Origin of the sequence: Sphingomonas gilva (assembly GCF_003515075.1) — a bacterium.
GTDB classification, from domain to species: domain Bacteria; phylum Pseudomonadota; class Alphaproteobacteria; order Sphingomonadales; family Sphingomonadaceae; genus Sphingomonas; species Sphingomonas gilva.
Genome location: NZ_QWLV01000001.1, coordinates 13,894 through 38,872 on the forward strand (window position 1 = coordinate 13,894; position 24,979 = coordinate 38,872).

Below are 24,979 nucleotides of genomic sequence, written 5' to 3' on the forward strand. Positions count from 1 at the left end.
AACTGGGCCGGAAGGCCTCCGTCTGCTATCGTAGCGCTACAGCGTAGGTATAGTGCTCATCCTCAGCGGGCGTGGCCCGCCAAAGCTGTCGACTGGGATGCGGCCGTCCGAAGCCTGGCGTGCGCCAAGTGACGCGTTCAGGCTCATATTTTCGGCAGCAGGGAGACTGGCCGGCCATCATCCTCGTTGGGCGCAGACATATGCACTGATCCAGCCCATCGGAAAATCGCGGCCAAGTTCAGGGCGATGAGGACCTGGCGCGGCGCTGGAAAGACGGTCTGACCGGCCGATTCCCGCCTTCAACCGACGGCACCGGGCCGCCGTCCGCGCCGCGTCCCTCCCGAACGGCTTTTATAAGCCTCATTCTGTCGCTTGCGCGTTGTGCCCCGGCCTGGGGAGGCCTAGCATCCGCCCTGGATCGCCCCATGAGTCGCGCAGCGCGAACGCCCACCCCGGCTCTCCTGCTGTAAAACAAACCACAAACACTGTCCGATCGTTTTTCCCGAACAGGGCGGGCGAGGACGTTGTGCGCAATCTGGACGCGGGCCACATGGCGCCGCGGGTGAAGGGTCACGCTGGTGGAGGGGACGGCTGCGCCTGCTCGCGATGGCCTGTTCGGCGCGAGCGCCGCGATCACCGAGATGCGCGGCTATCTGGCGAAGGTGGCGCGGAGCGACGCGACCGTGCTGGTGACCGGCGAGACGGGCACCGGGAAGGAGCGGGTCGCATCGGCCATCCACGCGCTGGGGCCGCGCGCGGCCGGGCCGCTGGTGTCGGTCAATTGCGCCGCGATACCCGACGCCCTGTTCGAATCCGAGATGTTCGGCCACGAGCGCGGCGCGTTCACCGGCGCGATGGCGAGCTTCCCCGGCCGCTTCGCCCAGGCCGACCGCGGCACGCTGTTCCTCGACGAGATCGGCGAGATGGCGCCGGCCGCGCAGGCCAAGCTGCTGCGCGTGCTGGAGGACCGCAAGGTCACCGCGGTCGGATCGGTGCGGCCGCGCGCCGTCGACGTCAGGATCGTCGCCGCGAGCAACCAGCGGCTCGAGGAGCTGGTCGCCGCCCGCCAGTTCCGCGCCGACCTGTTCTATCGGCTGAACGTCGCCCGCATCGACCTGCCGCCGCTGCGCGCGCGTCCGGAGGATATCGCCCCCATCGTCGATCATTTCATCGCCGAACAGAACAGCCGCCTGGCGATGCGCGTGGGGCGGCCGGACGCAGCGCTGCTCGCGTCGATGCGCCAATATAGCTGGCCGGGCAATGTGCGCGAGCTGCGCAACATGGTCGAAGCGCTGTTCATCGACGCGCCGCAGGACCGCGCGGTGCGGCTGGAGGACCTGCCGCGCTCGTTCCGCGATCTGCTCGCGTCGGACCGCAGCGCGGGCGCGCCCGAGCGCGAGCGGCTGGCCGAGGTGCTGCGCGAGACCAGGTGGAACAAGGTGGAGGCGGCGCGCCAGATGAACTGGTCGCGCATGACGCTCTACCGCAAGCTCGCCAAATATGCGCTCGATCCCGAAGGGGACGACCAAGACTGAGCTGTCACCTCTGTTACGCGGCGACTGTCACATGTGACAGCCCCGCGCGCATCGCAGCCGCGAAATCGGCCGGTTTTGCTGGGTGCGAACGGTTGGCCTGACGCTTGCACCCGCCCCTTGCATCGACGCGATGCGCAAGGGGTGTTCATGACCGCCACGCCGCAAACACAGACGCAGGGGGCTTGCGCCGGCGAGGGCGGCGGCTTTCGCCACGAACGCCCGCCGCTCGCCTGCTACGCCAATTATTTCGAGGTCGGGCACAACGCCTTCGAGTTCCTGCTCGACGCCGGGCAGCTCGAACCGCAATCGGGCGAGGTCCAGCTGCTCAGCCGCATCGCGGTGAGCCCCGTCCACGCCAAGCTGCTGGCGCAGCTGCTCAACCAGTCGATCGACCAATTCGAGCGCAAGCACCAGGAAATCCCGGACATCGCGCCAGGCGCGAACGACGGCGATCTCGCCTTCACCCACCCGTCCGAATTCGAACGGCGCGCGATCGATGCGCGCCGCCGGCCGATCGCCGCGACGCGCGACGGATCGGCGCTTCCCGCTTCCACAGAGAGGTAGTCCCATGGCTTCGCAGATCCGCCCGACCCGCCTGGACGTCACCGACCGGTTCCCCATGCTGGGCTTCACCATCCTGACCGACGGCCCGCCGCGCCTCGCCGAAGTGGTGATCGCGACCGGCATCGACCTGTTCACCAAGCCCGAAGGGCGGACATCGGCCAATTTCTATTCGAGCCGCGAGCACGGCCTGCTGAGCCTGCCCAAGCGCGATGCGGTCTATGTCGTGCCGCCCGATGTGCTCGCGCGCTTCATCGCCGCCGACCGGCTGTGGTTCGGCCTGGCCACCGCCTCGCCGCCGGCGGCGAGCGACTGGACGGTCGACGTCCTGCCGAGCGAGGCCAGCCCCTATGTGTCGCTCTCGGGCCTCAGCGATCGGGCGCTGCGCCGCGTGCGCATGTTCCCGACGCGCGGCGCATCGGGGGGCTATGGCGGCGGCAGCCGGGCGGGCGTGCTCGACTGGGCCGGTGACCGGGTGCGGGCGGGCGCGGCGCCCGCCCCGGCTGCACAGCCCGCCCCCGCCAATGGCGCGCCGGCGCCGGCGGCGAGCGACGTGCCCTATGACGACGGCTTCGGTCCGCTGCCGCCGCTCACCGCCGCCGAGACGCCGCCGGCGAGCCCGGTTGCCCCGCCCGAGGCCGATGCCGACGCGATCGGGATCGATGGGCCGGTCCTCGACGACAGCGTTCCGCCCCAGGCGATGGCGCTGGGCAGCCGGCCGCGCGCGCTGACCGCGGCCGAATATCCGGGCGTCACCCGGATCATGCCGTCGCCTGCCTATAGCGGGCGCGGCGGGCAGGCGATCGACCGGATCGTCATCCACATCACCGGCGCGCCGCAGTCGCCGCACATCGGCAGCTGGTTCGCGCGGGAGGAGGCGAACTCGAGCGCGCACTATATGGTCGACCAGAACGGGGAGATCATCCAGTTCGTCCGCGAGCAGGACAAGGCCTGGCACGCCGGCAGCGCCAACCGCCGCAGCATCGGCATCGAGCATGTCGCCATTCAGCAGGGCGGCGCGCGCTACGGCAGCACCACCTATCCCTATACGCCGCCGACCGATGCGGAATATCGCGCCTCGGCCGCGCTGGTCGCGCATCTGTGCCGCAAATACGGCCTTACGCCGGACCGCACGACGATCATCGGCCACCGCGAGGCCGATACCAGCACCACCCACACCGCCTGCCCCGACGGCGCGTGGGATTGGGACGGCTATATGGCGCTGGTCGCCCAGTGCTACGCGGCGCTTCCCGCCACCGGCCTCGGCCGGGGCCTTGCGCGCGGCCTGGAAATCGATCCCGAGACGATGGGGATCGAGGGTCCGGCGCATAGCGAGGCGGCCCCGGTGCAGGCGGCGGCGCTGGCGCTGACCGCGAAGGATTACGACCGCGCATCGCGCACCGCGCCCTCGCCGGCCTTCACCGCCGGCCGCTCGCAGGCGATCGACCGCATCGTCATTCACATCACCGATGCGCCGACGACGAGCAGCACGGTCAACCATTTCACCCGCGCCGACGCCAACAGCAGCGCGCACTATCTGGTCGGGCAGGACGGCGAGATCGTCCAGTTCGTCTCCGAAGCCGACACCGCCTGGCACGCGCGCGGGGTCAACGGCCGCAGCATCGGCATCGAGCATGTCGCGGTGAAGCAGGGCGGCGCGACCTATGGCAGCACCACCTTCCCCCATATGCCGCCGACCGACACGCAATATTGCGAATCCGCCGCTTTGGTCAGCCATCTCTGCCAGAAATACGGCCTCACGCCCGATCGCACGACGATCATCGGCCACCGCGAGGCGGACGCCAACACCACCCACACCTCGTGCCCCGACGGCGCGTGGAACTGGGATCACTTCATGGAACTGGTCACCAACCAATATTGCGCGCCGCAACCCGCGCTGGCGCAGAGCCGCGCCTACGCCCGCGCCGAGAGCTGGTCCGGGCCGCGCGCGATGAGCGGGGGCGGCGAGACGGTGGAAATCAAATATCGCGTGTTCATCCCCTCCCCGCTGATCAAGGGGCCGAACTCCGACTATGATTTCGGGCCGATCGCCTCGGGCGAGGATTTCAGCGGCGACGGCCGCGGCTTCAGCTACGATGGCGGCACCAGCCGCGGCGAGATCACCGCGACGCTGACCCTGGGCGCCGATGGCGGCATCTCCGATCTGCGCACGGTCGACCGGCATTGGGGCGAGTCCAAGGCCTATGATTCGACCTATACCTATCATGTCGCGGGCAAGCCCGACTGGTGGGTGGACAAGCATGCCGGCCACACCCCCAGCCGCCACGCGACGCTCGCCGCCGATGACGACAATCTGAAGATCTATCGCGGCGCATCGGGCACGACGCGCAACATCCTGGCGATGACCAGCCAGAGCGCGGTGGTCTCCATCTACCTGTCGGGCAGCCTGCCGCTGGTCAGCCCGTCACCTGCGATCGACGCCGACATCGCGATCTACCTGAAGCGGGGCGCGAACGGCATCGAGGCGATGGTCGTCGGCGATCATGACGGTTTCCCCTGTCACGAGCTCTACATCAATGGCCAGCTGATCTTCGGCTATGATCCGGTCGCGGCGGGGAACGGCCCCACGAGCCTGCTGCCGCCGACCGACCGCGAGGTCAGCACGGGCTGGATCGCGGTGCCCTCGCGCGCGCCCGCTGTGGCGCAGGGGCTGGGCGTCGCCCGTGGCCTCACCGCGCGCACGCTCGTGTTCAAGGACCGGCCGGCCAGCGAGCCCTGGCATATGGTCGACTACGACCGCGTGACCCTCACCGAAGTCAGCTGGTCCGACGCGCCCGACACGCCGGTGGCGTTCGTCTGCATGGGCCATGTCAGCATCGATTTCGACGGCTCGCCCACCGCCTATCATCCCGACGACACCGGCGACGACCATCTCGCCAATGCCGGCGACGCGACAAGCGGCTGGTACGGCGTCGTCGCGATGAAGCCGACCGACCCGCTCGTCGCCAACGGCACCGTCCTGATCGACCAGCGTCCAGAGCGCCTGTTCAAGGGCGAATATCCGGTCATCCAGCAGGAGAAGAACGGCGATCCACGGCCGGGCTATTATGTGTCGCAAACGTCGCGTGCCGCCGACCGCAGCCTGGCCAACCATCTGCAGCGCCGCTACCTCGACGCGTCCTCGGTCGCCTATGGCGCGCTGTCCGGCAAGCTCAAGGGTTTGGGGGTGGGGCTGGGTGACTTCGGGTTGGCCGTGCGGAATGACCGGAACCTGCAGAGCGGATTCTGGATGGCCGATTCGGGCGGGCGCAACAGCTATGCGCTCGGCGAGTGCGCGCAGAAGGTGGGAACGAACCTGGGTGGCAGCGGCCGCGGCAACCGGTTCAACAACAATTTCCCGGTCAGCATCCTCGTCTTCCCCGGAACGTCGACCACCAGCCGCGACGATCCGCCCCCGTCAGAGGCCGACATCGCTTCCAGGGTGACGGCGATCATGACCGAGCTGTGCCTTGCCGACAACGCGCGCGAGCTGGCGCTGCTGATGGCCTTCAACGAGGTCCGGCCCGGCCAGCGCCCGCCGGGCAAGGCGGGGCTCGACGCCTATCTGGCGGACCCGGCGAACACGCCGCTGCCGCGCAACTACGCGACGATCGTCGAGGGGCTGCGCAACTTCAACTTCAACGTCCGCGAGCCCGCGGCGGCGCAAGGCCTGTCGCGCCGCGCCCCGGCCCATGCGCTCGACACGATGGACTGGTCGATCAACTGGGACGATGTCGAGCAGATCCCGCAGCCTTCGGACATGGGCTGCTGGGCGACGGCTGCGGCGATGCTCAAGGGCTGGCGGGACCGGCAGTCGGTCTCCCCGCAGCTGCTCGCCTCATGCAACGGCTTCGAAAGCTCGCTGAGCGGCGGGCTGAGCCCCGGCGACAAGCAGGCCTTCGCCGATTCGGTCGGCCTGATCGTCCATCCCAACGCCTGCTACACGGCGGAAGGGTTCCGCGACGTCCTGGAGGCCAACGGACCGGTCTGGGTGACGGCGAAGGTGCCCTTCGTCCACGCGATCGTCGTCACCGGCATGTACAGCGCGGGCGGCGTGACCTACGTCCGCATCACCGATCCGCTGGACCGCGAGGTGGGTGCGCCCGGCGCGCCGGGCGCGCGGCCGATGACCCATGTCACCGGCAGCCGCTACATCATGACCTACGACAATTTCGCCGCCGAGTTCGAGGCGGCGGGCGATATCGACCGGATCCAATTGCTCCACACCGGCGGCACGCATGGCCACACCGCCAACCGCGGCAATGCGCGCGCGATGGGGCCGGCGGCGAACTACGCCCTGGCGCTGAGCGACGCGGGCGCGACGGAGACGGCGACGCTCGCGCCCTCCACGCCGCCGACCCCGGCCCAGGCTCCCGCCGGCGACGCCAGCCTGGGCGTCGGCACGTCGCTCACCCGCCAGGCGAGCGGCAAGAACGGGCGGCGCTACGACCTCGCCCAGCTTGCCGGCATGGTCCTGCCCGCCAACGCGCTGGCCGGCGGCGCGGGCGCGCCGGCGCTGCCCGGCGAGCGCGTCGTGCTTGACGACTGGCCCTATATCGAGGGGCCGAGCGGCCGCACCCAGGCGGGCGTCGCGATCGACTGGAAATATCAGGGCGGCGCGGTCGGCGACGTCGCGATCGCCCCGATCGAGGGGCAGGTGCTCGACGGCTGGTCGGCCGCGGTCAAGGCGGACATCTCGCTCAACGGATCGATGCCCGAACGCACCCATCTGAAGGTGCGCGTGACCACGGTCTTCTCGCGCCAGGACGAGGAGGATCAGGTCGCGGTCACCGACGTCATCCTGATGGGCGACGGACGCCAGCAAACCCGGCACGGCGCCGATCGCGCCCCGGCCGAGCCGCTGCCGCCCGAGCCGGCGGCGCCCGACGCCCCGCCGCAGCTGCTGCGCGCCTGATCGCCCGCGCCGGGAAGCCGATCGATGGCCCGCCACATCCCGCCCCCGCCCCGCTTCGCCCCGGCGATGACGCTGGCGCGCGACGCCTTCGGGCGCGAGATCGCGGCGCCTTCGAGCGGCGGCGAGGAACCGCCGCTGTTCGGCAGCCAGGACCCGTCGCAACCCGCCCAGAAGACCGAGAAGGCGACCGACGCCCTCGGCCGGCGGGCGGGGGCGCTGTCCGACGAGATCGACTTTCCCGCCTTCGTCGCGTCATTGGTCCACGGCACGTTCGATGCGATCGTCGACAGCTCGATCAAGCAGATGGAGAGCTTCGCCGATCTGGTCGGCGCGGTGTCCAAGCCGCTCGACCAGTTCACCCAGGAGAATGTGACGCCGGGCCAGGCGCGCGCCTGGATGGTGGAGCAATACCCCCGCGACGTGACGCTGATCGCCGAGGGCGGCGACTATCGCCTCGCCCCGCTGATCGCGCCGGGCGGCGAAGAAGCGCCGACGCCCCCTTGGCTCGCCGACTTTGGCGAGGACGGCAACGAACTTTCCGCGGAATTGCTGGAGGAGACGATCCTGCCCCAGGCGCGCGAGCGGATGGCCCAGCAACGGCTTTCGACGCTGGCGACGATGGTGCTGATGGGCATGCAGCGCGTCGTCATCAAGGACGGGTCGATCGGCGCGCGGCTGCGTTTCCGCGCCGCCGCGGTCGATCGCGCGGCGGTGCAGTACGCCACCTCCAACGATCCCAACAGCGGCGGCACCGCCTGGGGCGCGCGCGCCAGCGAAGGCGCGATCACCAAGGTCTCGACCGTCGGGGTCAACGCCCAGTCGGACAGCGAGTTGAAGGCCGAGCTGTTCGGCGACGTGAAGATCAACTTCGCCTCCGAAACCTTGCCGCTCGACCGCTTCGTCGACGAGGCGCAGCGCACGCTGCTCGAACGCCACAGCCGCCAGGCGCCCGCGCGCCGCACGGCCGCCGCGCCGCCGCCGCCGACCACGGCACCCGCCGTCGCGCCGCCGCCGGTCGCCCCCGTCGCCGCGATCCCGCCCGCCGCCGGAGCGCCGGCATGACCGCGCGCCGGCCCCTGGGCGAGCTGCTCGGCGAGCTGGCCGAGAGCGCGGGCATGCTCGCCGGCGGCGAGGCGGTGCGCGCGCGGTCCTTCTCGATCAGCCTGCCGATCGACCTGCGCCTGGTCGCGACCGCCGCAGGCCCGCAGGTGATCGGCGACGCGCCGCAATTCATCACCCGCACCGCGTTCGATCCCGATCCCGCGCGGCTGTCGGTCGAATGGCGCGCGGTGCCGGCCGAACGGACGGGGGACGCGCCATGACCCGCGACGCGACCCTGCGGCTGGAGGATTTCATCCAGGCGGTGCAGAGCCAGCTCGACAACGCGCAGGCCGCGATGGCGATCAAGGCGCGCAATTTGAACCTGCCGCTGACCTTCGCGATCAAGGACATCAACCTCGATCTGCGCGCGCATGTCGAGTTCGCCGACAGCGAGATCCGCATCCGCCCGGCCGCGGCGGGCGAGAAGGAGGCGAGCGTCTTCCACCTCGTCTTCACCGCGATCACCCGCCCCGCGATCGAGGAGAATGCGATCGCTCTGGCCGACGATCCCGACGATCAGCCGCTCGACGAGCTCGAGGCGGAGCTGACCAGCGAGGAGCGCAAACGGCTCGAATGGGCGGGGGTCCGCACGGTCAAGCAGCTGCAGGACGCGCGCGAGCGCGGGGCGGTGCACACCATCGGCCGAGTCACCAACCTGCCGGTCGAGCGGCTGCGCAAGGCGCTGGAGCGCGCATCGGAGCCGCTGGTCCAGCGGGTCGAGCCGGTGCGGCCCGAACTGGATGCATCGCCGGGCGCGCCGCCGCTGATCCGCGTCACCGGCCGCAACCTGGTGCGCGGCAATATGCTGCCGCAGGTCAAGATCGGCCGCCGCCCGGTATCGATCCTGAAATCGTCGCCCAACGAGCTGCTGCTCGCCCCCGGCGACGATCAATGGGCCGGCGAGCTGGCGGTCGAGGCGGCGCCGCTGCTCGGCACCGCGATGAGCTTCGACCTCAGCGCCTTCGCCCCGCAGGACAGGCCGATCGAGCCGATCGCCGCGCCCGCGATCGGCATCGCCGCGATCCCGCCGGTGGAGACGCGGCAATGACCGCCGCCACCCCCTGGGCCGCGCCGGGCGATAGGCAATACAGCCTGCCGACCAGCCTGGTGCTCAAGCTCGCGCTCGGCGAGGCGCCCGAGGGCATCCCGGCGATCCGCGACGTCGCGCGCCGCGTGCTGCCCCCGGCGACCGCGATCGACGGCGGCCCGATCGACCGCATCACAGGCGAGTTCGCCGGGGCTTTCCGCGCCGCCCGGCTGTTCAGCGCCGCGCGCGAGCCGACCATGCCGGGGGCGGCGCATCTCGGCTTCGACGCGACCGAGCAGATGACCGGCATGGCGCGCACGCTGGTGCTGCGCGTGCCCGCAGGGACGCCGGTCGGCGCGCTGTGCGAGACGCTGGCGCAGATCACCACGGTCGAAAGCGCCAGCCCCAATTATGTCTCGGTCACGCCGTTCGACCTGCTCGCCCCGGTCGCCGCGCGCGACGAGACCGGCTGGGAATCGCGCGCGGTGGTGCGCATGGCCGAGGCGCATGCGATCGAGCCGGGCGACGATGCGGTGATGGTCGGGCTGGTCGACAGCGGCATCGCCCGCCGCCACCGCGAGTTCGCCCGCACCTTCCGCGCCGGGTACGACACCGTCCGGCTGGAGAGCGGCGACGTCGCGCCCGGCGTCGAGCTGCTCGGCGATCACCGCGGCAACGACGGCAATCCGGAGGACCGCTTCGTCGGCCACGGCATGGGCTGCGCCGGGATCATCGCCGCCGAGGGACGCGCCATGCCGCGCGGCATGGGCGGCGATTGCCGCATCATCCCGATGCGCGCGCTGGCGGCGGCCCGGATGTCCGGCAAGGCCGAGGCGGTCGGATTGGGCGCGATCAGCGATCTCGACATGGCGGTGAAGCTCGCCGTCGACCTGGGCGCCAAGGTGCTCAACCTGAGCTTCGGCACCGATGACACGGCGCTCGGCCCGCGCAGCCCGAAGCCGCATGCCGACGTGATCGACTATGCGCTGGCGCGCGGCTGCATCCTGATCGCGGCGAGCGGCAACAACGGCCGCGAGACCCGCTACTGGCCAGCGGCGCATCCGGGGGTGATCGCGGTCGGCGCGGTCGGCGCGGACAAGCGGCCCGCCGCATTCTCGACGCGCGGCGACCATGTCGCGCTGTCCGCCCCCGGCGAAAAGGTGCTGACCACCGCCATCGACGGCTATCAGCACGCCACCGGCACCAGCTTCGCGGCGCCCTTCGTCGCTGGCGCGGCGGCGCTGCTCGTCGCGCGCAGCCATCGCCGGGCCCGGCCGATCGACGCGCTCACCGTGCGCGACATCCTGATGCGCACCGCGCAGCCCTTCGCCGCGGGCGCCGCCGCCGGCTGCGGCGCGGGCATCCTCGACGGCGCCGCCGCGCTCACCGAACTCGACCGGGAGATCGACCGCGCCCTGGGACCCCAGGCCGAAGCCGATGGAGGCGCCGATGACGGCTGACCCGATCGCTGTTCGCTGATTCCATCAATCATTCGAGACACCAGGAGACGACATCATGGCTACCATCGATCCCACCACCCGCTTCCGCGACATCGCCCGGCGAGAGAGCGAAGCCTATGACGGCCACGTCAACACCGTCGCGCGCCTGACCCAGGTCAAGGAGAAGCGCGCGCTGAGCAAGGCCGAGGCCGCCGAGAAGGCGCTGTCCGAAGCCGTCATCGACGAGATCGACAAGAGCCGCCGCAACAACAACAAGGCGGACGAGGTGTGCGATCCCCTGTTCGTCGCCGCGCGGACATTGCTCAACGAACAGTCGCTGATTAGCCCCGATCTCAGATCGCACGACGATGGCTGCCTGTTGTTCGACGGCCAGACCTCCGCGCCGACGCTGACCGCGACGGTCACGGTCGACGCGGCGTCGTCGGCATCCGAATCCACCTCCACGGCGGCGGCGGCGCCCGCTTCCGGCAGGAGCCTGCCGATCGGCATCGTCGCGCTGACGATCGGCCTGCTCGCCGCCGACGGCGCCACCCCGCCGCCGGTGACGGTCGTCGCCCAGGCATCGAACAAGACCGGGATGAAGGCCGGTCCGGGCGGCAAGGCCAATGGCCAGACCATCTATGCCGACCTGTCGCACAGGCTGGCGAACGAGTTCACCCGCCAGTTCTTCCGCGCGGTCGGCGAGGCGCGCAGCTATGGCGGGCTGGGCGACAAGGTGCTCGCCATCCTGGTCGAGGAGGGCGATCCCGACGGTTCGGGCGGCGGCGTCCCGACGGTTGGCGCGGAGGAATATGCCCGCGTCATGCGCGGCCTGGTGCTGCGCAGGGTGGGCGAGAACGAGCCGCAGCTGCGCCGCCGCGTCAACGAGGTGCTCGACGACGTCCAGAATGTCGGCGGCGAGGATTCGATCGCCGACCTTGGCATCGACCTGCCCGATCTCGAGGACATCTACGACCAGAACATCGTCGCGGAGAATGTCCGCGTGATGGGCCCGATGATCGTCTCGGCGATGTTCGACGAGCTGAAGGTCTTCCAGGTGGTCGACCGCATCGTCGAGCAGTTCCAGCACGGCATGCTGCCGCTCGGCCCCGGCAACGCGGGCAAGATGCTCTACCGCTACTGGCGCGAGGCGCCCAACCGCATGTCCGAGCAGGAGCGCAAGAACTTCGCCGCGATCACGCTCGGCATTCCCGGCGGCGACGCCGGCGGGATGGTCAACCGCGAGTTCAACGATCTGTGGATCCGCTTCGTCTCGTCGGTCTCGTCCTTCATCCGCCAGAACGAGGTGGACAGCCTGCTCCGCTCGGCGACGCCGAGCCCGATCAGCCACCAGCAGGTGCGCAAATCGGCGCGCGACCTCGCCGGCAACCTCTCGCTGCACGGCTACGGCATGGCGCATTATGCGGCGCGCGAGATGCAGGCGCAGGTCAAGTTCATGATCGGCCTGCTGCAGGATCCCGAGATCCTCGGCTGCTACGGCGCGCGCGACATGTGGCAGGTGGTCGATCAGGTCGCGACCTACGAGCTGGGCGGCGCCAAGACCAGCTCGCGCTATCGCACGCTCGCCACCTGCGGCACGATCATCACCGCGTGGCTGGCGAACAACGTCAACCGCATCAACCAGGCGACCGGCCCGATCATCAACATCGATCAGGTGCGCAGCCCGGATGTCGCCTCCAACCACCGCGCGACCAAGAACCCGACCGACTACGACCTCGTCAACGCCTGCGAGCTGTGGCTCGCCGACACCGCGACGAGCGACACGCAGGTCGAGGAGATGGCGCAGCCGCGCGAGGCGCCGCAGATGACCTCCAAGCCGATCCAGATCCCTGCGCTCGCGCGCGACATGCTGGACGGGCTGGGCGATCTCGGCGCCGGGCTCGGCCGCGGCATGGGGGCGCAGCCGCTCTACCAGAACGGATATGGCGGCCGCGCGCATCACTGATGCCGCGGCCCGCGCACCCTGGTCTGTCATTAAGGAGACGCGCCATGCGCCATCAACCAACTGCCGAGCCGATGTTTGCCAAGGTCGCGCGGACGCTGCATTCCGCCGCGCGCGTGCTGGGCACGTCGGACCCGTTCGCCCCCTCGCGCGACCTGTTCATGCGGACCTTCCAATATCCGGCCGACGATCCGCGCTACCGCGACAATGCGCTGCTGCCGATGGCGGTGCCGTTCGAGCCGAGCTTCTCGGAGAGCCAGCCCAACAAGCTGCGCTTCACCATCGAGCCGCTGCCGCCACAGGCGTCGTCGCTCGACCGCCGCGACGAATCGACGCGCGAGATGCGGCGGCTGGTCGGCGGCGTGATGGGGCGCGACGCGCTCCGCTGGTTCGATCGCGCGAGCGAGCCGTTCCGCGGCTTCGCGAACGGCGGCGGCAAGCTCGACTACGGCGCGTTCTTCGGATCGAGCTTCGACCGCGACGGGCTCTACGCCTCCAAGGTCTATTACGAGCTGCCGGGCGGGCGCGGCGCGATCGACAACCTGCCGTTCGGGCTGCACCGGATCGTCCAGGCGGCGCTCGAGCTGATCCCGGGGCTGAAGCCCCTGTTCACCACGGTCGCGGCGCAGCGCGACATGGGCGGCCAGCGGCTGACCTTCGCCTGCACCCAGCCGCTGCGCCTCGCCGACCTGCAGCCGGCGCTCGACGTGCTCGGATTGGGGCATCGCCTGCCCGGCATCATGCAGATGCTGGGGCTGGTGCTCGGCGGCCGGTTCGAGCTGCCCGCGCATGCCGCGCTGATCGCCTGCGGGGAGGGCCCGAGCGGTCCCGATTTCGAGATCTACGTGCTCTTGTCCGCCATCCCCGACGTGCCGCCCAGCTTCCTGTCGCTCCTGACGATGGGCCTTTCCGAGCGCCCGCGCGGTCTCGCGGCGCTCGAACGGTGGATGGGCGCCTTCACGCCCGAGGACGAGCATTGGCCCGGCCGCTTCTCGATCATCAGCCTGCGCACCGATCGCGACACGCCGCCGCGCGTCAGCCTCTACCTCCGCCCGATCGAGTTCGAGCTGCCGGTCGAGGCCCTCCCGCAGGCCGCCTAACTCCACGAGGTTTCGCCATGTACGCCCCCGCCGCCAACGCCGCCCCCGCCAGCGCCCGGACGCAGACGCCCGCTCCCGAGGTCCGCCAGGGCATCGCGCAGATGCTCAGCCGTTCGCAAGCGTTCCGCAACATGCCGGCCAAGGACCAGCAGGAGATCGCGCACAACACCGCGCTGATCGCCGACTATATCGCCAGGCCCGAGGGGATCGAGGGCAACCGCATCGCCGGCGGCGTCGGCATGCCGCCCGCGCAAGCGCTGTTCTTCGGCGACGACAAGTCCGCCGACGAGGCGAGCTGGGAGGAGCGCAGGGCCGCGGTGGACGCGATCGCCGGCAAGCCGTTCCGCGCCGAGGCGGCGCGCGAGGGCGCCAACGTCGCCGGGCTGCTGCTCAACCAGGTGCAGTTCCCGACCTTCGTCTCCGGACTGATCGAGGGCGTGTTCACCTCGATCGTCAAGAGCTCGATCGATCAGATGAAGGCCTATCGGGAGATGATCGCCTCGGTCGCGACGTCGCTGCGCCAGTTCACCGAGGACAATGTCACGCCCAACCAGGGCCGCGACAACATGGTCGACCAGTTCCCCGACCTGTTCGAGATCGGCATGGACGAATGGTCGGACACGGGCGAGCCGCGCCTGAAGCTGCGCGAAGGGGTGGACGAGAACGAGGCGCTCAAGAAGGTCAACAACAAGCTGGAGTTCGAGAACGGCCAGCTCAAGAGCCTCGACCTGAGCGACGAGAATGTCGAGAAGGCGCTGATCGAGAACAGCCGCATCCAGCTCGCCCGCCAGCGCCAGCAGCTGATGGCGAGCATGGTGCTGATGGGCATCAACCGCATCGTCGTCACCGACGGCCGCATCTCCGCCAAGATCATCTACGACGTGCGCACCCAGGACAGCGCGTCGATGCGCAAGCGGGCGAGCGCGATGGACGTCGCGCGCGACCGGTTCGGCCGGGTCCAGACGACGCATTCGGGCGAAGGCAAGTACGAGAGCGACAACCAGGTGTCCGGCCAGTACAACACCCCGGAATACAACGCGAAATACTTCGCCAAGGGCGAGTATCAGTACGAGAACAAGCCGATCATCACGGCGCAGACCACCGCATCCTACGAATCCGATGCGGCGATCCAGACCAAGATCCAGCTGTCCGGCGCGGTCGACGTCAATTTCAAGAGCGACTATCTGCCGCTCGAGAAGATGGCGACGCCGCAGATGATCGCCGCGATCCAGGGCAACGCCACCCCGGCCGATCCCAATGTCGTGCCCAGCCCAAGGGCGGCGCCGGCGGCCGCGGTGACGCCAACCCCGGCCCCGGCGGGGGCGATCGCGCCAGCGCCCACGCCGGCCGTCTGAGACGGAGCCGCCGCGATGACCACCCACCTCGCCACGCCGCCCACCAGCTCCGCGGCGTTCGACGCCACCCGGCCGGAGGTGAAGCGCCTGCTCACCGCCATCCCTGCGTTCCTCGACCTGCCCGACGCCGAGCGCCAGCGCATCGCCGCCGATACGGTGCGGGTGCTGAGCTACATGGCCGATCCCAACGGCGTACAGGCGGAGATCAGCGAGCGCGAGGCCAGCGGCGCGCTGCCGGCGGTCAATGCGCTCGCCGCTCCGCCGGTCGCCAGCGCACTCGACAGTGCGGTCGATGCGACCAAAAGGCAGCTATCGAAAAGTCCCGGTTTCGCCGGCAAGGACTTCAGCGACGCGGCGCTTGCCGGCACCGTTCAACAATATGGCGAGATGATCCAGAAGATCGATTTCCCGAAGTTCGTCGGCGGGCTGATCAAGAACGTGTTTCAGGCGATCGTCGAGAGCTCGATCGAACAGATGCGCGCCTATGGCGAATTGATCGCCAACGTCGCCAAAACCACCGACCAGTTCATGCGCGACAATATCGGCGAGGCGGCCGGCCGCGATTACCTGGCCGACGCCTTCCCCGACGTGCTGTCGGTCGGCACGGGCGGCACCTCCGACGCATTTGCCGATGGCGAGACGACCGAACAGCCCCCGGCGCGGCTGGAAGCGCGGGGCGACGACGCCGCCGTCCGCCTGGCGGAGATCAGCCGCGACCTCAACCTCAACCCGCCCGTCAGCGACATCACCGATGCCAATGCGGAGTTGCGCCTGGTCACCGCCGCGCGCCTGCAAATGGCCAAGTCGCGTCAGCAGCTGCTTTCGTCGATGGTGATGCTGGGCATCAACCGCATCGTCGTCACCGACGGATCGATCAACGCCAAGGTGCTGTTCTCCATGCGGGTCACCGATACCGGCAAGCGCAGCTACACGGCGTCGATGCACGACCGCGAGGCGCAGAAATACAAGCAGAGCGCAAAGGCGGAATATGGCAGCTGGTACACGCCCTATTCCGCGTCGGCATCCTTCGAAGGACAGCAGGAGCATGTCGCGACCGTCGGCTCCGCCGTCGATGAAACCAGCGAGTTCAAGGCGGAGCTGAAATCCAACCTTTCGGGCGACGTCCGCGTCAACTTCAAGAGCGACTATCTGCCGCTCGAAAAGATGGCGACGCCGGAGATGATGTCGGTCATCCAGGGCAACAGCACCCCGTACAACCCCAACACGCCGAGGCCCGCCCAGCAAGCCGGCGCGGGGGGCTGACGCCGTGGCGTCCGCCGTGATCGCCCCGGTCGCCGACGCGCTGGTCGGCGCGGCGCTGGCGACGGGCGGCCGGCTGACCGCGCGCGCGCAGGCGGTGGCCTTCGCGCTCGACGAGATCGGCGACATCGACATTCCCGAGCCGCTCGCCGCGCGGATCGACCGGGCGCAGCTGCGCGCGCTCGCCACGCTCTATCTCGCCGCCGATCTGGAGGCGGCGGGCATCGTTCCCGCGGTCGATGCGCTGGCGGGGCTGGCATCGACCGGCGCGGCGAGCCTCGATCTGGGCGAGGCGCAGGCGCTGGTCGCCGGCTGGTGGCGCCGCCGCAACGAACGCGCCGGCGGGCCGGAGCGCAACGCCTTCTTCTCGCGCCTGTTCGGCACCGCCAACGGCCCCGTCGCGGCCGACGCCGACCGCAACTACCAGTTCGAGGATTGCATGCTCGAGCTGTGCGAGGCGCTCTACAAGCTCGACGAGCTGTCGGGCGGCGATCCCTATGGCGGCGCCGCGCAGCAGGCGCGGGTGCGCGCGGCGGCGCGGCGGCTGACGCAGAATCTGGCGGCGGCGAGCGGCGGCATCGCCGCCTTCATGGCGGCCGAGATCATCGCGATGCTGAAGGAGGCGTTCGCCATCGTCGGCCATCCCGACCTGCGCCGCACCTTCGCCGCGCGCGACCTGTGGGACGTGGTCGGCGGGATCGCCCGTCTCGCCCGACAGCGTTTCGAGCCCGCCGGCCCCTATCTGCGGCGCGGCAAGGCCGGGATGACCGTCATCGCCTGGCTGGCCGAGGTGGCGGATCGGCTTGGCGGGGCCGGCGGGCCGAACGTGGTCATCGGCCATCCGGTGGTCGGCTCGGCGATCGACTGGATCGAGGCGACGCTCGACATCGGCGAATCGAGCGCCGCCCTCGCGCCCGCGCAGCCGGTTCCCGCGGCGGAGGCCGCATCGCCCTGGGCGGCGCTCGGGGCCTGAGATGGCGGCGGCGGCGATCTCCCGGCCGCCCGCGCCAGGGCAGGCCTGCGCCCCGCATCCGCGCGACGATGTCCGCCACGGCGTCCGCGCGCTGCTGTCGGATCAGCAGGGCTTCTCCGCGCTGGACGACCGCACCCGCCGCGACATCGCCAGCTCGCTGGTCAGGATCGGATCGGTCGCGCTCGACAATCACGAGGCCGCGGCGCCGCCCGCGACGAAGCCGGTCGCGCGCGCGCTCAACGCCGGCAGGGAATTCTCGGGCGCGGCGACCGACCGGCTGGCGAGCACGACCCATGCGGTGCTCAACGCAGTGTCCTTCCCGCGCTTCGTCACCGAGCTGATCACCGGCGTGTTCAAGGCGATGAACGATTCCAACCAGCAGCAGCTGACCGCCTTCGTCGATCTGATCCGCAACGTCGCGCAGACCACCGAGGGCTTTGCCGACAGCAATGTCGGGGTGGCGGGCGCGCGCGAATGGATCGCCGAGCGCTTCCCCGGCTCCTACATGATCGAGGGCGCCGAGGAGGACCCGTTTCCCGAGGATCTGTCCGGCCTCTCGCCCGAGGAACGGCGCGAGCGCGAGGCCGAGATCCAGGCCGAGCGCGACGCCGCCATCCGCCTCGTCCTTCGCCCCGGCGCCGCGCCGCCGACCGACGCCGCGCTGCGCGCCGCCTTCGGCACGGCGGAGGGGGAGACGATCTCCGGCGGCAATCCCGAGGCGCTGGTGCCCTTCGCCCGGCAGGTGCTGGCGCGCAACCGCCAGCAATTGCTCGCGACCATGGTGCAGATGGGGCTGCAGCGCATCGTCATCGAAAGCGGCAGGCTGAACGCATCGATGCGCTTCCACATCGACACCAGCAGCGCCGCCGCGAACGACCGCGGGTCGCAGTTCGACATGCGCAACACCGTGGAGGCGGGCGTCGGCGCGAAGTTCGGGCCGTGGGGCGCCGAGGCCAAGGTGCAGAACACGATCGGCTATGTCTCGACCGACCGGACCCAGACCAGCGAGGAGATCAACACCGAGCTCGATCTGGACAGCGCGGTCGAGCTGGTCTTCCGCACCGATTACGTGCCGCTCGACCGGCTGGCGACCGGCGAGGCGCGCGAGCGGATCATGGTCAATACGATCAATCCCGAGGACGAGGCGCAGCGCATCGCGACCGAGCGCAGCGCCCGCGCCACCGCCCGCGCCACCGAACGCGCGGCCCGCACCGAGCGGACCGAGGCGATCACCCGCACGCCCCCCGCGCCCGACCCGCCGGCGGCGATCGACACCAGCCGGCTGGCGACCGGGGATTCCTCGACGGCGCGCGCGGCGCCCGTGACCGGGGGAGACGCGGCGCGAGCCGAACCGGTCACGCCGCCCGTGGCGCCGGTCACTCCACCCGTGACGCCCCCAGTCGAGCCGGTCACGCCGCCAGTCGCGCCAAACCCGGCCCCGGTTCCGCCCACGGGTTCAACCGATACGGCGCGCGCACCGGTCGTGCCGCCCGGCCGGTGAGCGGCCCTCATCGCCGATAGCGCAGGCCGATCCACAATGTGCGCGGGCTCGCGCGCTCGACGATCCCGTCGCCGCTGATGCCGGTCTCGATGCGCTCATCGGCGAGGTTCTCGCCCCGCGCCTCGATGCTGAAGCCTCTTCCCACCGGCATTTCGGCGCGGGCGTCGATGGTGAAGGCATCGGCCAGGCTGCGGCTGTTGCCGTCATCCTCATACTGGTCCGAGACATAGCGTCCGGTGAGCGAGACGGCGGCGCCCGCGTCGCCCTCCCAGCCGATCGTGGCGGAGGCCTGGTGCTCGGGCGACTGGGCGGGCCTGAGGCCGTCGAGATCGGCCGCGACTCCCGAGGCGGCGACGGTGGCGTCGGTATAGGCATAGGATGCGCGCGCGCCGAATGCGCCGAACGCCGCCGTGGCGTCGAGCTCGATCCCCCTGGCCGCGATCGAATCGAGATTCTCGCGCCGGCGATAGGCCCCGGCGGCGGAGACGAAGCCCACGCCGGGAAAAGTGCCGGGGCCGCGCGCGATCGTGACGTTGGCGATGGCGTCGTCGAGCCGGCTGATGAAGGCGGTGGCGGAAAGCCGGACCGCGGGTGCGGGCGTCAGATCGACGCCGATCTCCGCGCCCAGCAGCGTCTCGGGCGCAAGCGCGGCGTTGGCCGCGGTCGCGTCCGCGCCGACGCGGAACGGGCGGTAGAGCTCGTTGAGCGTCGGCAGCCGCCAGCCGCGATAGCCCGCGGCGCGCAGCGACAGCGCCTCGCTCGCCCGAAACGCGATCCCCGCACGCCCGGTCGGCTCCCAGCCCGCGCGATCGGCGAAGGCGGTGTCGGCGATCGTCGCGCCGCCGATCGCGCGCTCGCGCAGGTGGCCGCCGCCGATCGCCCATCGGTCGAGCCGTCCGCTCGCGTTCAGGGTCACCGCGCCCAGCTCCGCGCTCGCATCGACGAACGCCCCGGCGGTGAGCGAGCGCCCGCCCGCCTCGCGCATCCGCGTCGGCCTTCCGGCGGCGAAGCTGAACAGCTCCTGCGTCTCGCCGCTCACCGCGCGCAGGTCCGCGCCCAGCCGCAGGTCGACGCCGGCCCAGGACGGCGCGATCTCGCCGCGCGCGCCGATGCCGGTCGAGGGGACGTTGTACTGGTCGAGCACCAGGCTGCTCGCGCTGCGATCATCCTCGACGCTGGCGAAACGGCTGGCGAAGGCGCGCGTCTGGACATAGCCGAGCAGCGACCAGCCAAGCTCGCCCTTGCCCACCAGCCGCAGCGAGGCGTCGGCGCCCTCGCTCCCGTTCTCGGTAAAATCGACCCCGCGGTCGCGGCGGTCGGCGAAGGCGGAGAGGTTCGCCTGCAACTCGGCGGCCGGGGCGATGGCGATCACCCCGCGCACCGCGCCCGACGCCTGCTCGAACGGCGCCGCGCGGTCGGCCGGGCCGCGCTGCTCTTGCACGATCGGCGCGAAGCCGTCGCCCCGGGCATAGGCGGCCGAGATCGTCGCGAAGCCGGCGCCCGAGACCAGCGAGGCGGAGGCGCGCGCGTCGAGCGACTCGCGGCTGCCATAGGCGAGCGAGGCGGAGAGCGGCGCGAGCTGTTCGGGGGTCGCGCTTTCCAGCGCGATCGTGCCGGCGAGCGCGCCGGGGCCGAACAGCCCGCTGCCGCCGCCGCGCGTCACGCGGATGCGCCCCAGCCGGTCGGTCGCAAAGGCGGGGAAGGCCACCCAGCCGCCGAACGGATCGGCCTGGGGCACGCCGTCGAGAAGGAGCAGCGCGCGGCTCGACGCGTTGCCCCCGATGCCGCGCAGCGTGATGCCCTGGCTGGTCGGATGGGCCGAGCGCGAATCCGACCGGCGGAACTGCTGCAGCCCGGCGACGTCGCGCAGCACGTCCTCCAGCCGCTCGCTCGCCGAAGCCTGGATGCGGTCGCGATCGATGGTGACGACGTCATAGGCGCGCTCGCCCGCCGCCTCCTCCAGCCCGCGGCCGGTGACGACGATGGTCTCCTGGGCGAACGCCGCGCCGGAATGGAGGAGGAGGGCGAGCAGGGCGGGGCGACGCAACATCGGTTCCCTTTGGGCGGCGAAGCGGACGCGGGCAAGGTCGCAGATTAGCTGTTGCGCCGGATGCGGCGGCGCGTACCATGATACCGATAACAAGGGGAGAGGGATCATGGTTCTTCGGGTGATGCTCGTGAGTGCGATGGCCGTCGCGCTGCCGGCGCAGGAGCGCGTGAAGGAGACCATCATCAGCGATCAGGCGTCGGCCAGCTGGGCGTTCGAGGGCAAGGCCGAGGTCAAGGAGGTCGCCGCCGAGGGCATTCCCGGCGGACGGGCGCTCGCGGTCGAGGTGCCCGCCAGGGGCGTCAATCCGTGGGACATCCAGGCGCGGCTCAAGTTGAAGGAGGGGTTCGCCGCGGGCGACACCGTCACCTTCGGCTTCTACGCCCGCGCGATCGCCCCCGATCCGGGCAAGGACACCGCACGGGTCAACGTCCGCGTGCAGCGCGACGCCGCACCTTACGACGCCGCACTCGAAGGCGCCCTGGAAATCGGCCCCGATTGGCGTTTCCACTGCCTGGCCGGCCCGGCGAAGATCGCGCTCGAGCCGGCGCAGCTGGCGGTCTCGGTCCAGTTGGCCGGGGACAAGCACGCGATCGCCTTCGGACCCTATCTCGCCACGCGGATCCCGGCGGTGGCGCAAGGCGCCAGGAGCGGCCTGCCCTGCGGTCAGCCGGTCGGCTGAGAGAGGGGCCCGCGCGATCTTGACAATGCTGCGCGACCGCACCAATGGTAGCGCTATCAAAAACGCATGGGCGGGGATCGGGGCTTGAATCGCAATCTGGGAGCGGAGATGCTGCCCGTCGACCTGTCGGCCGCGCTGCTGGTCGGCCGCGTCGCGCTGGACGAGGGGCCGACGCCGGTGATCGTGCGCGAGGGCCGGGTGCTCGACGTGTCGCGCGCCGCGCCGACGGTGGCGGATCTGCTCGACAGCCGCGATATCGCCGCGATCGACGGTCCGGAAATCTGCCCCGTAAAGGCGCTTACCGCCGATGGCGCGGACGGGCCGCGCATCCTGTCGCCGATCGACCTGCAATGCGTCAAGGCGGCGGGCGTCACCTTCGCGGTCTCGGCGATCGAGCGCGTGATCGAGGAGCGCGCGCGCGGCGACGCGGACAAGGCGGCGGAAGTGCGCGGCGATCTGGAAGCGCGGGTCGGCAGCGGCATCCGCGCGGTCAAGCCCGGCAGCGAGGAGGCGATGCGCCTCAAGGCGGCGCTGATCGACGCCGGCATGTGGTCGCAATATCTCGAGGTAGCGATCGGTCCCGACGCCGAGGTGTTCACCAAGGCGCCGGTGCTCTCCACCGTCGGCTGGGGCGCGGAGATCGGCGTCCGCTCCGATTCGACCTGGAACAATCCGGAGCCCGAGATCGTCGTGATCGCCGATGCGGGCGGAAGGCCGGTCGGCGCGACGCTGGGCAACGACGTCAACCTGCGCGATTTCGAAGGGCGCAGCGCGCTGCTCCTGGGCAAGGCGAAGGACAACAACGCCTCCTGCTCGCTCGGCCCCTTCATCCGCCTGTTCGACGAAGGCTTCACCATGGACGATGTCCGCGCCGCCGAGCTCGACATGCGCATCGAAGGGCCGGAGGGCTATGTCCTCGACGGGCGCAGCACGATGCGCGAGATCAGTCGCGATCCCGAGGAGCTGGTGCGCCAGACGCTGAGCGAGCATCAATATCCCGACGGCTTCGCGCTGTTCCTCGGCACGCTGTTCGCGCCGGTGCAGGACCGCGACGTGCCGGGCCGCGGCTTCACCCACAAGACCGGCGACACCGTGCTCATCTCGACGCCAAGGCTCGGGACTTTGGCCAACCGCGTCACTACATCGAAGGACGCCGCGCCCTGGACGTTCGGCATTCGCGACCTGTTCGCCAATCTCGCAGAGCGCCGGCTGATCGGCGCGGGAGCTTCGCTATGACCCAATCGCTCACCCATTTCATCGGCGGCGAGGCGGTGTCCGGCGAGCTGACCGGCGCCAGCACCAACCCGTCCAACACCGACGAGATCGTCGCGCGCTACCCGCAGGGCGGCCAGGCCGAGGTCGACGCCGCGGTCGACGCCGCGCGGTCGGCCCTCCCCGCCTGGGCCGATGCATCGCCGGAGGTCCGTTCGGACCTGCTCGACAGGACCGGCGCGCTGATCATGGAGCGCGCCAAGGATCTCGGCCGGCTGCTCGCGCGCGAGGAGGGCAAGACGCTCGCCGAAGGGACCGGCGAGGTGATGCGCGCGGCGCGCATCTTCAAATATTTCGCCGGAGAGGCGCTCAGGCGTCACGGCCAGGCGCTCGAATCGACCCGGCCGGGAATCGACGTGACGACGCACCGCGAGGCGGTCGGCGTGTTCGCGCTGATCACGCCGTGGAATTTCCCGATCGCAATTCCCGCGTGGAAGGCGGCGCCGGCGCTCGCCTTCGGCAATACCGTGGTGCTCAAGCCCGCCAGCCCGACCCCGGCGATCGCGCATGCGCTCGCCGCGATCATCCACGAGGCGGGCGCGCCCGCCGGCGTGTTCAACCTGATCCTGGGCGAAGGGCGGATGGGGTCGGCGCTGGTCGACCACGCCGACGTCGCCGGCGTGTCCTTCACCGGATCGCAGGGCGTCGGCGCGCGCGTCGCCGAGGCCGCGGTCAAGCGCCAGGCGCGCGTGCAGCTGGAGATGGGCGGCAAGAACCCGCTGATCGTGCTCGACGACGCCGATCTCGACAAGGCGGTGGGAATCGCGCTCGACGGCGGCTTCTTCCAGACCGGCCAGCGCTGCACCGCCTCGTCGCGCGTGATCGTGACCGAGGGCATCCATGACCGCTTCGTCGCGGCGCTCGCCGAGCGCGCCAAGGCATTGAAGGTCGGCGACGCGCTCGCATCCGACACGCAGGTCGGCCCCGCCGTCAGCCAGGGCCAGTTCGAGCAGAACCGCAGCTATGTCGAGATCGCGACCGGCGAAGGCGGGCGGCTGGTCACTGGCGGCGATGCGCTCAAGCTCGCCACGCCCGGCTATTACATGGCGCCCGCGCTGGTCGCCGACACCGCGCCCGACATGCGGATCAATGTCGAGGAGGTGTTCGGCCCCGTCGTCTCGACGGTGCGCGTGAAGAATTACGAGGAGGCGCTGGAGATCGCCAATCGCGGCGATTTCGGCCTCTCCGCCGGCATCGTCACCAATTCGCTTATCCATGCCCGCCATTTCCGCCGCGCGGCGAAGGCGGGGATGGTGATGGTCAACCTGCCGACCGCGGGGGTCGATTACCACGTCCCCTTCGGCGGCACCCGCAAATCGAGTTACGGCGCGCGCGAACAGGGCTTCGCCGCAGTGGAGTTCTACACCCAGATGAAGACCGTCTATGTCGGAGGCTGATCCCTCTCCCGTCATCCAGGATACCGGCCTCGGCGCGCGCTATCCCAGCCTTCGGGGCAAGCGCGTGCTCGTCACGGGCGGCGGCTCGGGCATCGGCGCGGGGATCGTCGAAGGCTTCGTCGCGCAAGGGGCCGACGTCACCTTCTTCGACATCGCCGAGGCCGAATCGCGCGCGCTGGTCGAGCGGCTGGCGGGCGGTGCGGGCAGGGCGTGCTACGAGCATGTCGACCTGACCGACATCGCCACGCTGCAGGCGACGATCGCGGGGATGATCGAGCGGTCGGGCGCGTTCGACATCCTGATCAACAACGCCGCCAACGACGATCGCCATTCGATCGACGAAATCACCGAGGCCTATTGGGACGATCGGCTGAGCGTGAACCTGAAGCACATGTTCTTCTGCGCGCAGGCGGTCATCCCGGCGATGCGCGCCAAGGGCGCGGGGGTGATCGTCAATCTGGGGTCGATCTCCTGGCATCTCGGGCTCAACGACCTGACCCTGTACCAGACCTGCAAGGCCGCGATCGAAGGGCTGACGCGCAGCCTGGCCCGCGATCTGGGCAAGGACGGCATCCGCGCCACCTGCGTGATCCCGGGCAATGTCCGCACCCCCCGCCAGCTCAAATGGTACACGCCCGAGGGCGAGGCGGAGATCGTCGATTCGCAATGCCTGAGCGGACGGCTGGTGCCGGAGGATATCGCCGCGATGGTGATGTTCCTGGCTTCGGACGACGCCCGGCTGATCACCGGCCACAGCTATTTCGTGGACGCCGGCTGGCGCTGAGTACACCCCTAAGGCGGATCGGCTGTTAGCACTGCGATATCATGCAACTCCTCGTCACCCCGGACTT

General features: G+C 70.4%; 18 protein-coding genes. 17 read left to right on the plus strand and 1 reads right to left on the minus strand.

Going from position 1 to position 24,979, the window contains the following annotated elements; all coding sequences use genetic code 11:
- Nucleotides 1–578: 578 nt before the first annotated feature.
- The 13 genes from D1610_RS00090 (at nucleotide 579) to D1610_RS00150 (ending at nucleotide 18,730) form a co-directional block, all read left to right on the plus strand.
- Entirely contained in the window at nucleotides 579–1,535 is a 957-nt protein-coding gene (locus tag D1610_RS00090; RefSeq protein WP_222926897.1) for a sigma-54 interaction domain-containing protein, read from the plus strand.
- A 147-nt stretch (nucleotides 1,536–1,682) separates the two neighbouring features.
- Complete coding sequence (locus tag D1610_RS00095) at nucleotides 1,683–2,099, plus strand: DUF3467 domain-containing protein (protein ID WP_118862890.1); 417 nt, start codon at nucleotides 1,683–1,685, stop codon at nucleotides 2,097–2,099.
- A gap of 4 nt (nucleotides 2,100–2,103) precedes the next feature.
- Nucleotides 2,104–7,011 (plus strand): N-acetylmuramoyl-L-alanine amidase, encoded by a 4,908-nt coding sequence (locus tag D1610_RS00100; RefSeq protein WP_182466638.1) that lies wholly within the window; start codon nucleotides 2,104–2,106, stop codon nucleotides 7,009–7,011.
- Between the two features lie 24 nt (nucleotides 7,012–7,035).
- Entirely contained in the window at nucleotides 7,036–8,073 is a 1,038-nt protein-coding gene (locus D1610_RS16915; RefSeq protein WP_182466639.1) for a hypothetical protein, read from the plus strand.
- Entirely contained in the window at nucleotides 8,070–8,333 is a 264-nt protein-coding gene (locus tag D1610_RS00110; RefSeq protein WP_118862123.1) for a hypothetical protein, read from the plus strand. The genes D1610_RS16915 and D1610_RS00110 overlap by 4 nt, the downstream gene beginning before the upstream one ends.
- Nucleotides 8,330–9,160 carry a hypothetical protein gene (locus D1610_RS00115; protein ID WP_118862124.1) on the plus strand — a complete coding sequence of 277 codons (831 nt, stop codon included), beginning with the start codon at nucleotides 8,330–8,332 and terminating at the stop codon, nucleotides 9,158–9,160. Before D1610_RS00110 ends, D1610_RS00115 begins: the two co-directional genes overlap by 4 nt.
- Entirely contained in the window at nucleotides 9,157–10,599 is a 1,443-nt protein-coding gene (locus tag D1610_RS00120; RefSeq protein ID WP_118862125.1) for a S8 family peptidase, read from the plus strand. Before D1610_RS00115 ends, D1610_RS00120 begins: the two co-directional genes overlap by 4 nt.
- Before the next feature lie 55 nt (nucleotides 10,600–10,654).
- Nucleotides 10,655–12,544 carry a hypothetical protein gene (locus D1610_RS00125; protein ID WP_118862126.1) on the plus strand — a complete coding sequence of 630 codons (1,890 nt, stop codon included), beginning with the start codon at nucleotides 10,655–10,657 and terminating at the stop codon, nucleotides 12,542–12,544.
- 44 nt (nucleotides 12,545–12,588) lie between these two features.
- Nucleotides 12,589–13,641 (plus strand): hypothetical protein, encoded by a 1,053-nt coding sequence (locus D1610_RS00130; RefSeq protein ID WP_118862127.1) that lies wholly within the window; start codon nucleotides 12,589–12,591, stop codon nucleotides 13,639–13,641.
- Between the two features lie 17 nt (nucleotides 13,642–13,658).
- The gene (locus D1610_RS00135) at nucleotides 13,659–14,996 is read left to right on the plus strand and encodes a hypothetical protein (RefSeq protein ID WP_118862128.1); all 1,338 of its coding nucleotides are present in this window, start codon (nucleotides 13,659–13,661) and stop codon (nucleotides 14,994–14,996) included.
- Nucleotides 14,997–15,011: 15 nt separating this feature from the next.
- Nucleotides 15,012–16,259 (plus strand): hypothetical protein, encoded by a 1,248-nt coding sequence (locus D1610_RS00140; RefSeq protein WP_118862129.1) that lies wholly within the window; start codon nucleotides 15,012–15,014, stop codon nucleotides 16,257–16,259.
- A gap of 4 nt (nucleotides 16,260–16,263) precedes the next feature.
- Nucleotides 16,264–17,229 (plus strand): hypothetical protein, encoded by a 966-nt coding sequence (locus D1610_RS00145; protein ID WP_147414232.1) that lies wholly within the window; start codon nucleotides 16,264–16,266, stop codon nucleotides 17,227–17,229.
- Nucleotide 17,230: 1 nt separating this feature from the next.
- Nucleotides 17,231–18,730, plus strand: a complete 1,500-nt coding sequence (locus D1610_RS00150) for a hypothetical protein (protein WP_118862131.1) — start codon at nucleotides 17,231–17,233, stop codon at nucleotides 18,728–18,730.
- Nucleotides 18,731–18,737: 7 nt separating this feature from the next.
- Here the strand turns inward: D1610_RS00150 and D1610_RS00155 are convergent, their stop codons facing one another.
- Nucleotides 18,738–20,780 carry a TonB-dependent receptor gene (locus tag D1610_RS00155; RefSeq protein WP_118862132.1) on the minus strand — a complete coding sequence of 681 codons (2,043 nt, stop codon included), beginning with the start codon at nucleotides 20,778–20,780 and terminating at the stop codon, nucleotides 18,738–18,740.
- A 106-nt stretch (nucleotides 20,781–20,886) separates the two neighbouring features.
- On the opposite strand from D1610_RS00155, the gene D1610_RS00160 reads away from it, so the two are divergent.
- From D1610_RS00160 to xylB, 4 genes are all read left to right on the plus strand, one after another.
- Nucleotides 20,887–21,459, plus strand: coding sequence for a carbohydrate binding domain-containing protein (locus D1610_RS00160; RefSeq protein ID WP_147414233.1), 573 nt, complete (start codon nucleotides 20,887–20,889; stop codon nucleotides 21,457–21,459).
- A 66-nt stretch (nucleotides 21,460–21,525) separates the two neighbouring features.
- Nucleotides 21,526–22,695 carry a fumarylacetoacetate hydrolase family protein gene (locus tag D1610_RS00165; RefSeq protein WP_425453194.1) on the plus strand — a complete coding sequence of 390 codons (1,170 nt, stop codon included), beginning with the start codon at nucleotides 21,526–21,528 and terminating at the stop codon, nucleotides 22,693–22,695.
- On the plus strand, nucleotides 22,692–24,128 hold the full coding sequence (locus D1610_RS00170) for an aldehyde dehydrogenase family protein (RefSeq protein ID WP_118862135.1): 1,437 nt from the start codon (nucleotides 22,692–22,694) through the stop codon (nucleotides 24,126–24,128). The genes D1610_RS00165 and D1610_RS00170 overlap by 4 nt, the downstream gene beginning before the upstream one ends.
- Nucleotides 24,115–24,912 carry a D-xylose 1-dehydrogenase gene (gene xylB, locus D1610_RS00175; RefSeq protein WP_118862136.1) on the plus strand — a complete coding sequence of 266 codons (798 nt, stop codon included), beginning with the start codon at nucleotides 24,115–24,117 and terminating at the stop codon, nucleotides 24,910–24,912. Before D1610_RS00170 ends, xylB begins: the two co-directional genes overlap by 14 nt.
- Nucleotides 24,913–24,979 lie beyond the last annotated feature (67 nt).

Coding starts and splice junctions, on each gene's coding strand:
- D1610_RS00095 (WP_118862890.1), top strand. CDS start 1,683: ATGACCGCCACGCCGCAAACACAGACGCAGGGGGCTTGCGCCGGCGAG.
- D1610_RS00100 (WP_182466638.1), top strand. CDS start 2,104: ATGGCTTCGCAGATCCGCCCGACCCGCCTGGACGTCACCGACCGGTTC.
- D1610_RS16915 (WP_182466639.1), top strand. CDS start 7,036: ATGGCCCGCCACATCCCGCCCCCGCCCCGCTTCGCCCCGGCGATGACG.
- D1610_RS00110 (WP_118862123.1), top strand. CDS start 8,070: ATGACCGCGCGCCGGCCCCTGGGCGAGCTGCTCGGCGAGCTGGCCGAG.
- D1610_RS00115 (WP_118862124.1), top strand. CDS start 8,330: ATGACCCGCGACGCGACCCTGCGGCTGGAGGATTTCATCCAGGCGGTG.
- D1610_RS00120 (WP_118862125.1), top strand. CDS start 9,157: ATGACCGCCGCCACCCCCTGGGCCGCGCCGGGCGATAGGCAATACAGC.
- D1610_RS00125 (WP_118862126.1), top strand. CDS start 10,655: ATGGCTACCATCGATCCCACCACCCGCTTCCGCGACATCGCCCGGCGA.
- D1610_RS00130 (WP_118862127.1), top strand. CDS start 12,589: ATGCGCCATCAACCAACTGCCGAGCCGATGTTTGCCAAGGTCGCGCGG.
- D1610_RS00135 (WP_118862128.1), top strand. CDS start 13,659: ATGTACGCCCCCGCCGCCAACGCCGCCCCCGCCAGCGCCCGGACGCAG.
- D1610_RS00140 (WP_118862129.1), top strand. CDS start 15,012: ATGACCACCCACCTCGCCACGCCGCCCACCAGCTCCGCGGCGTTCGAC.
- D1610_RS00150 (WP_118862131.1), top strand. CDS start 17,231: ATGGCGGCGGCGGCGATCTCCCGGCCGCCCGCGCCAGGGCAGGCCTGC.
- D1610_RS00155 (WP_118862132.1), bottom strand. CDS start 20,780: ATGTTGCGTCGCCCCGCCCTGCTCGCCCTCCTCCTCCATTCCGGCGCG.
- D1610_RS00160 (WP_147414233.1), top strand. CDS start 20,887: ATGGTTCTTCGGGTGATGCTCGTGAGTGCGATGGCCGTCGCGCTGCCG.
- D1610_RS00165 (WP_425453194.1), top strand. CDS start 21,526: ATGGGCGGGGATCGGGGCTTGAATCGCAATCTGGGAGCGGAGATGCTG.
- D1610_RS00170 (WP_118862135.1), top strand. CDS start 22,692: ATGACCCAATCGCTCACCCATTTCATCGGCGGCGAGGCGGTGTCCGGC.
- xylB (WP_118862136.1), top strand. CDS start 24,115: ATGTCGGAGGCTGATCCCTCTCCCGTCATCCAGGATACCGGCCTCGGC.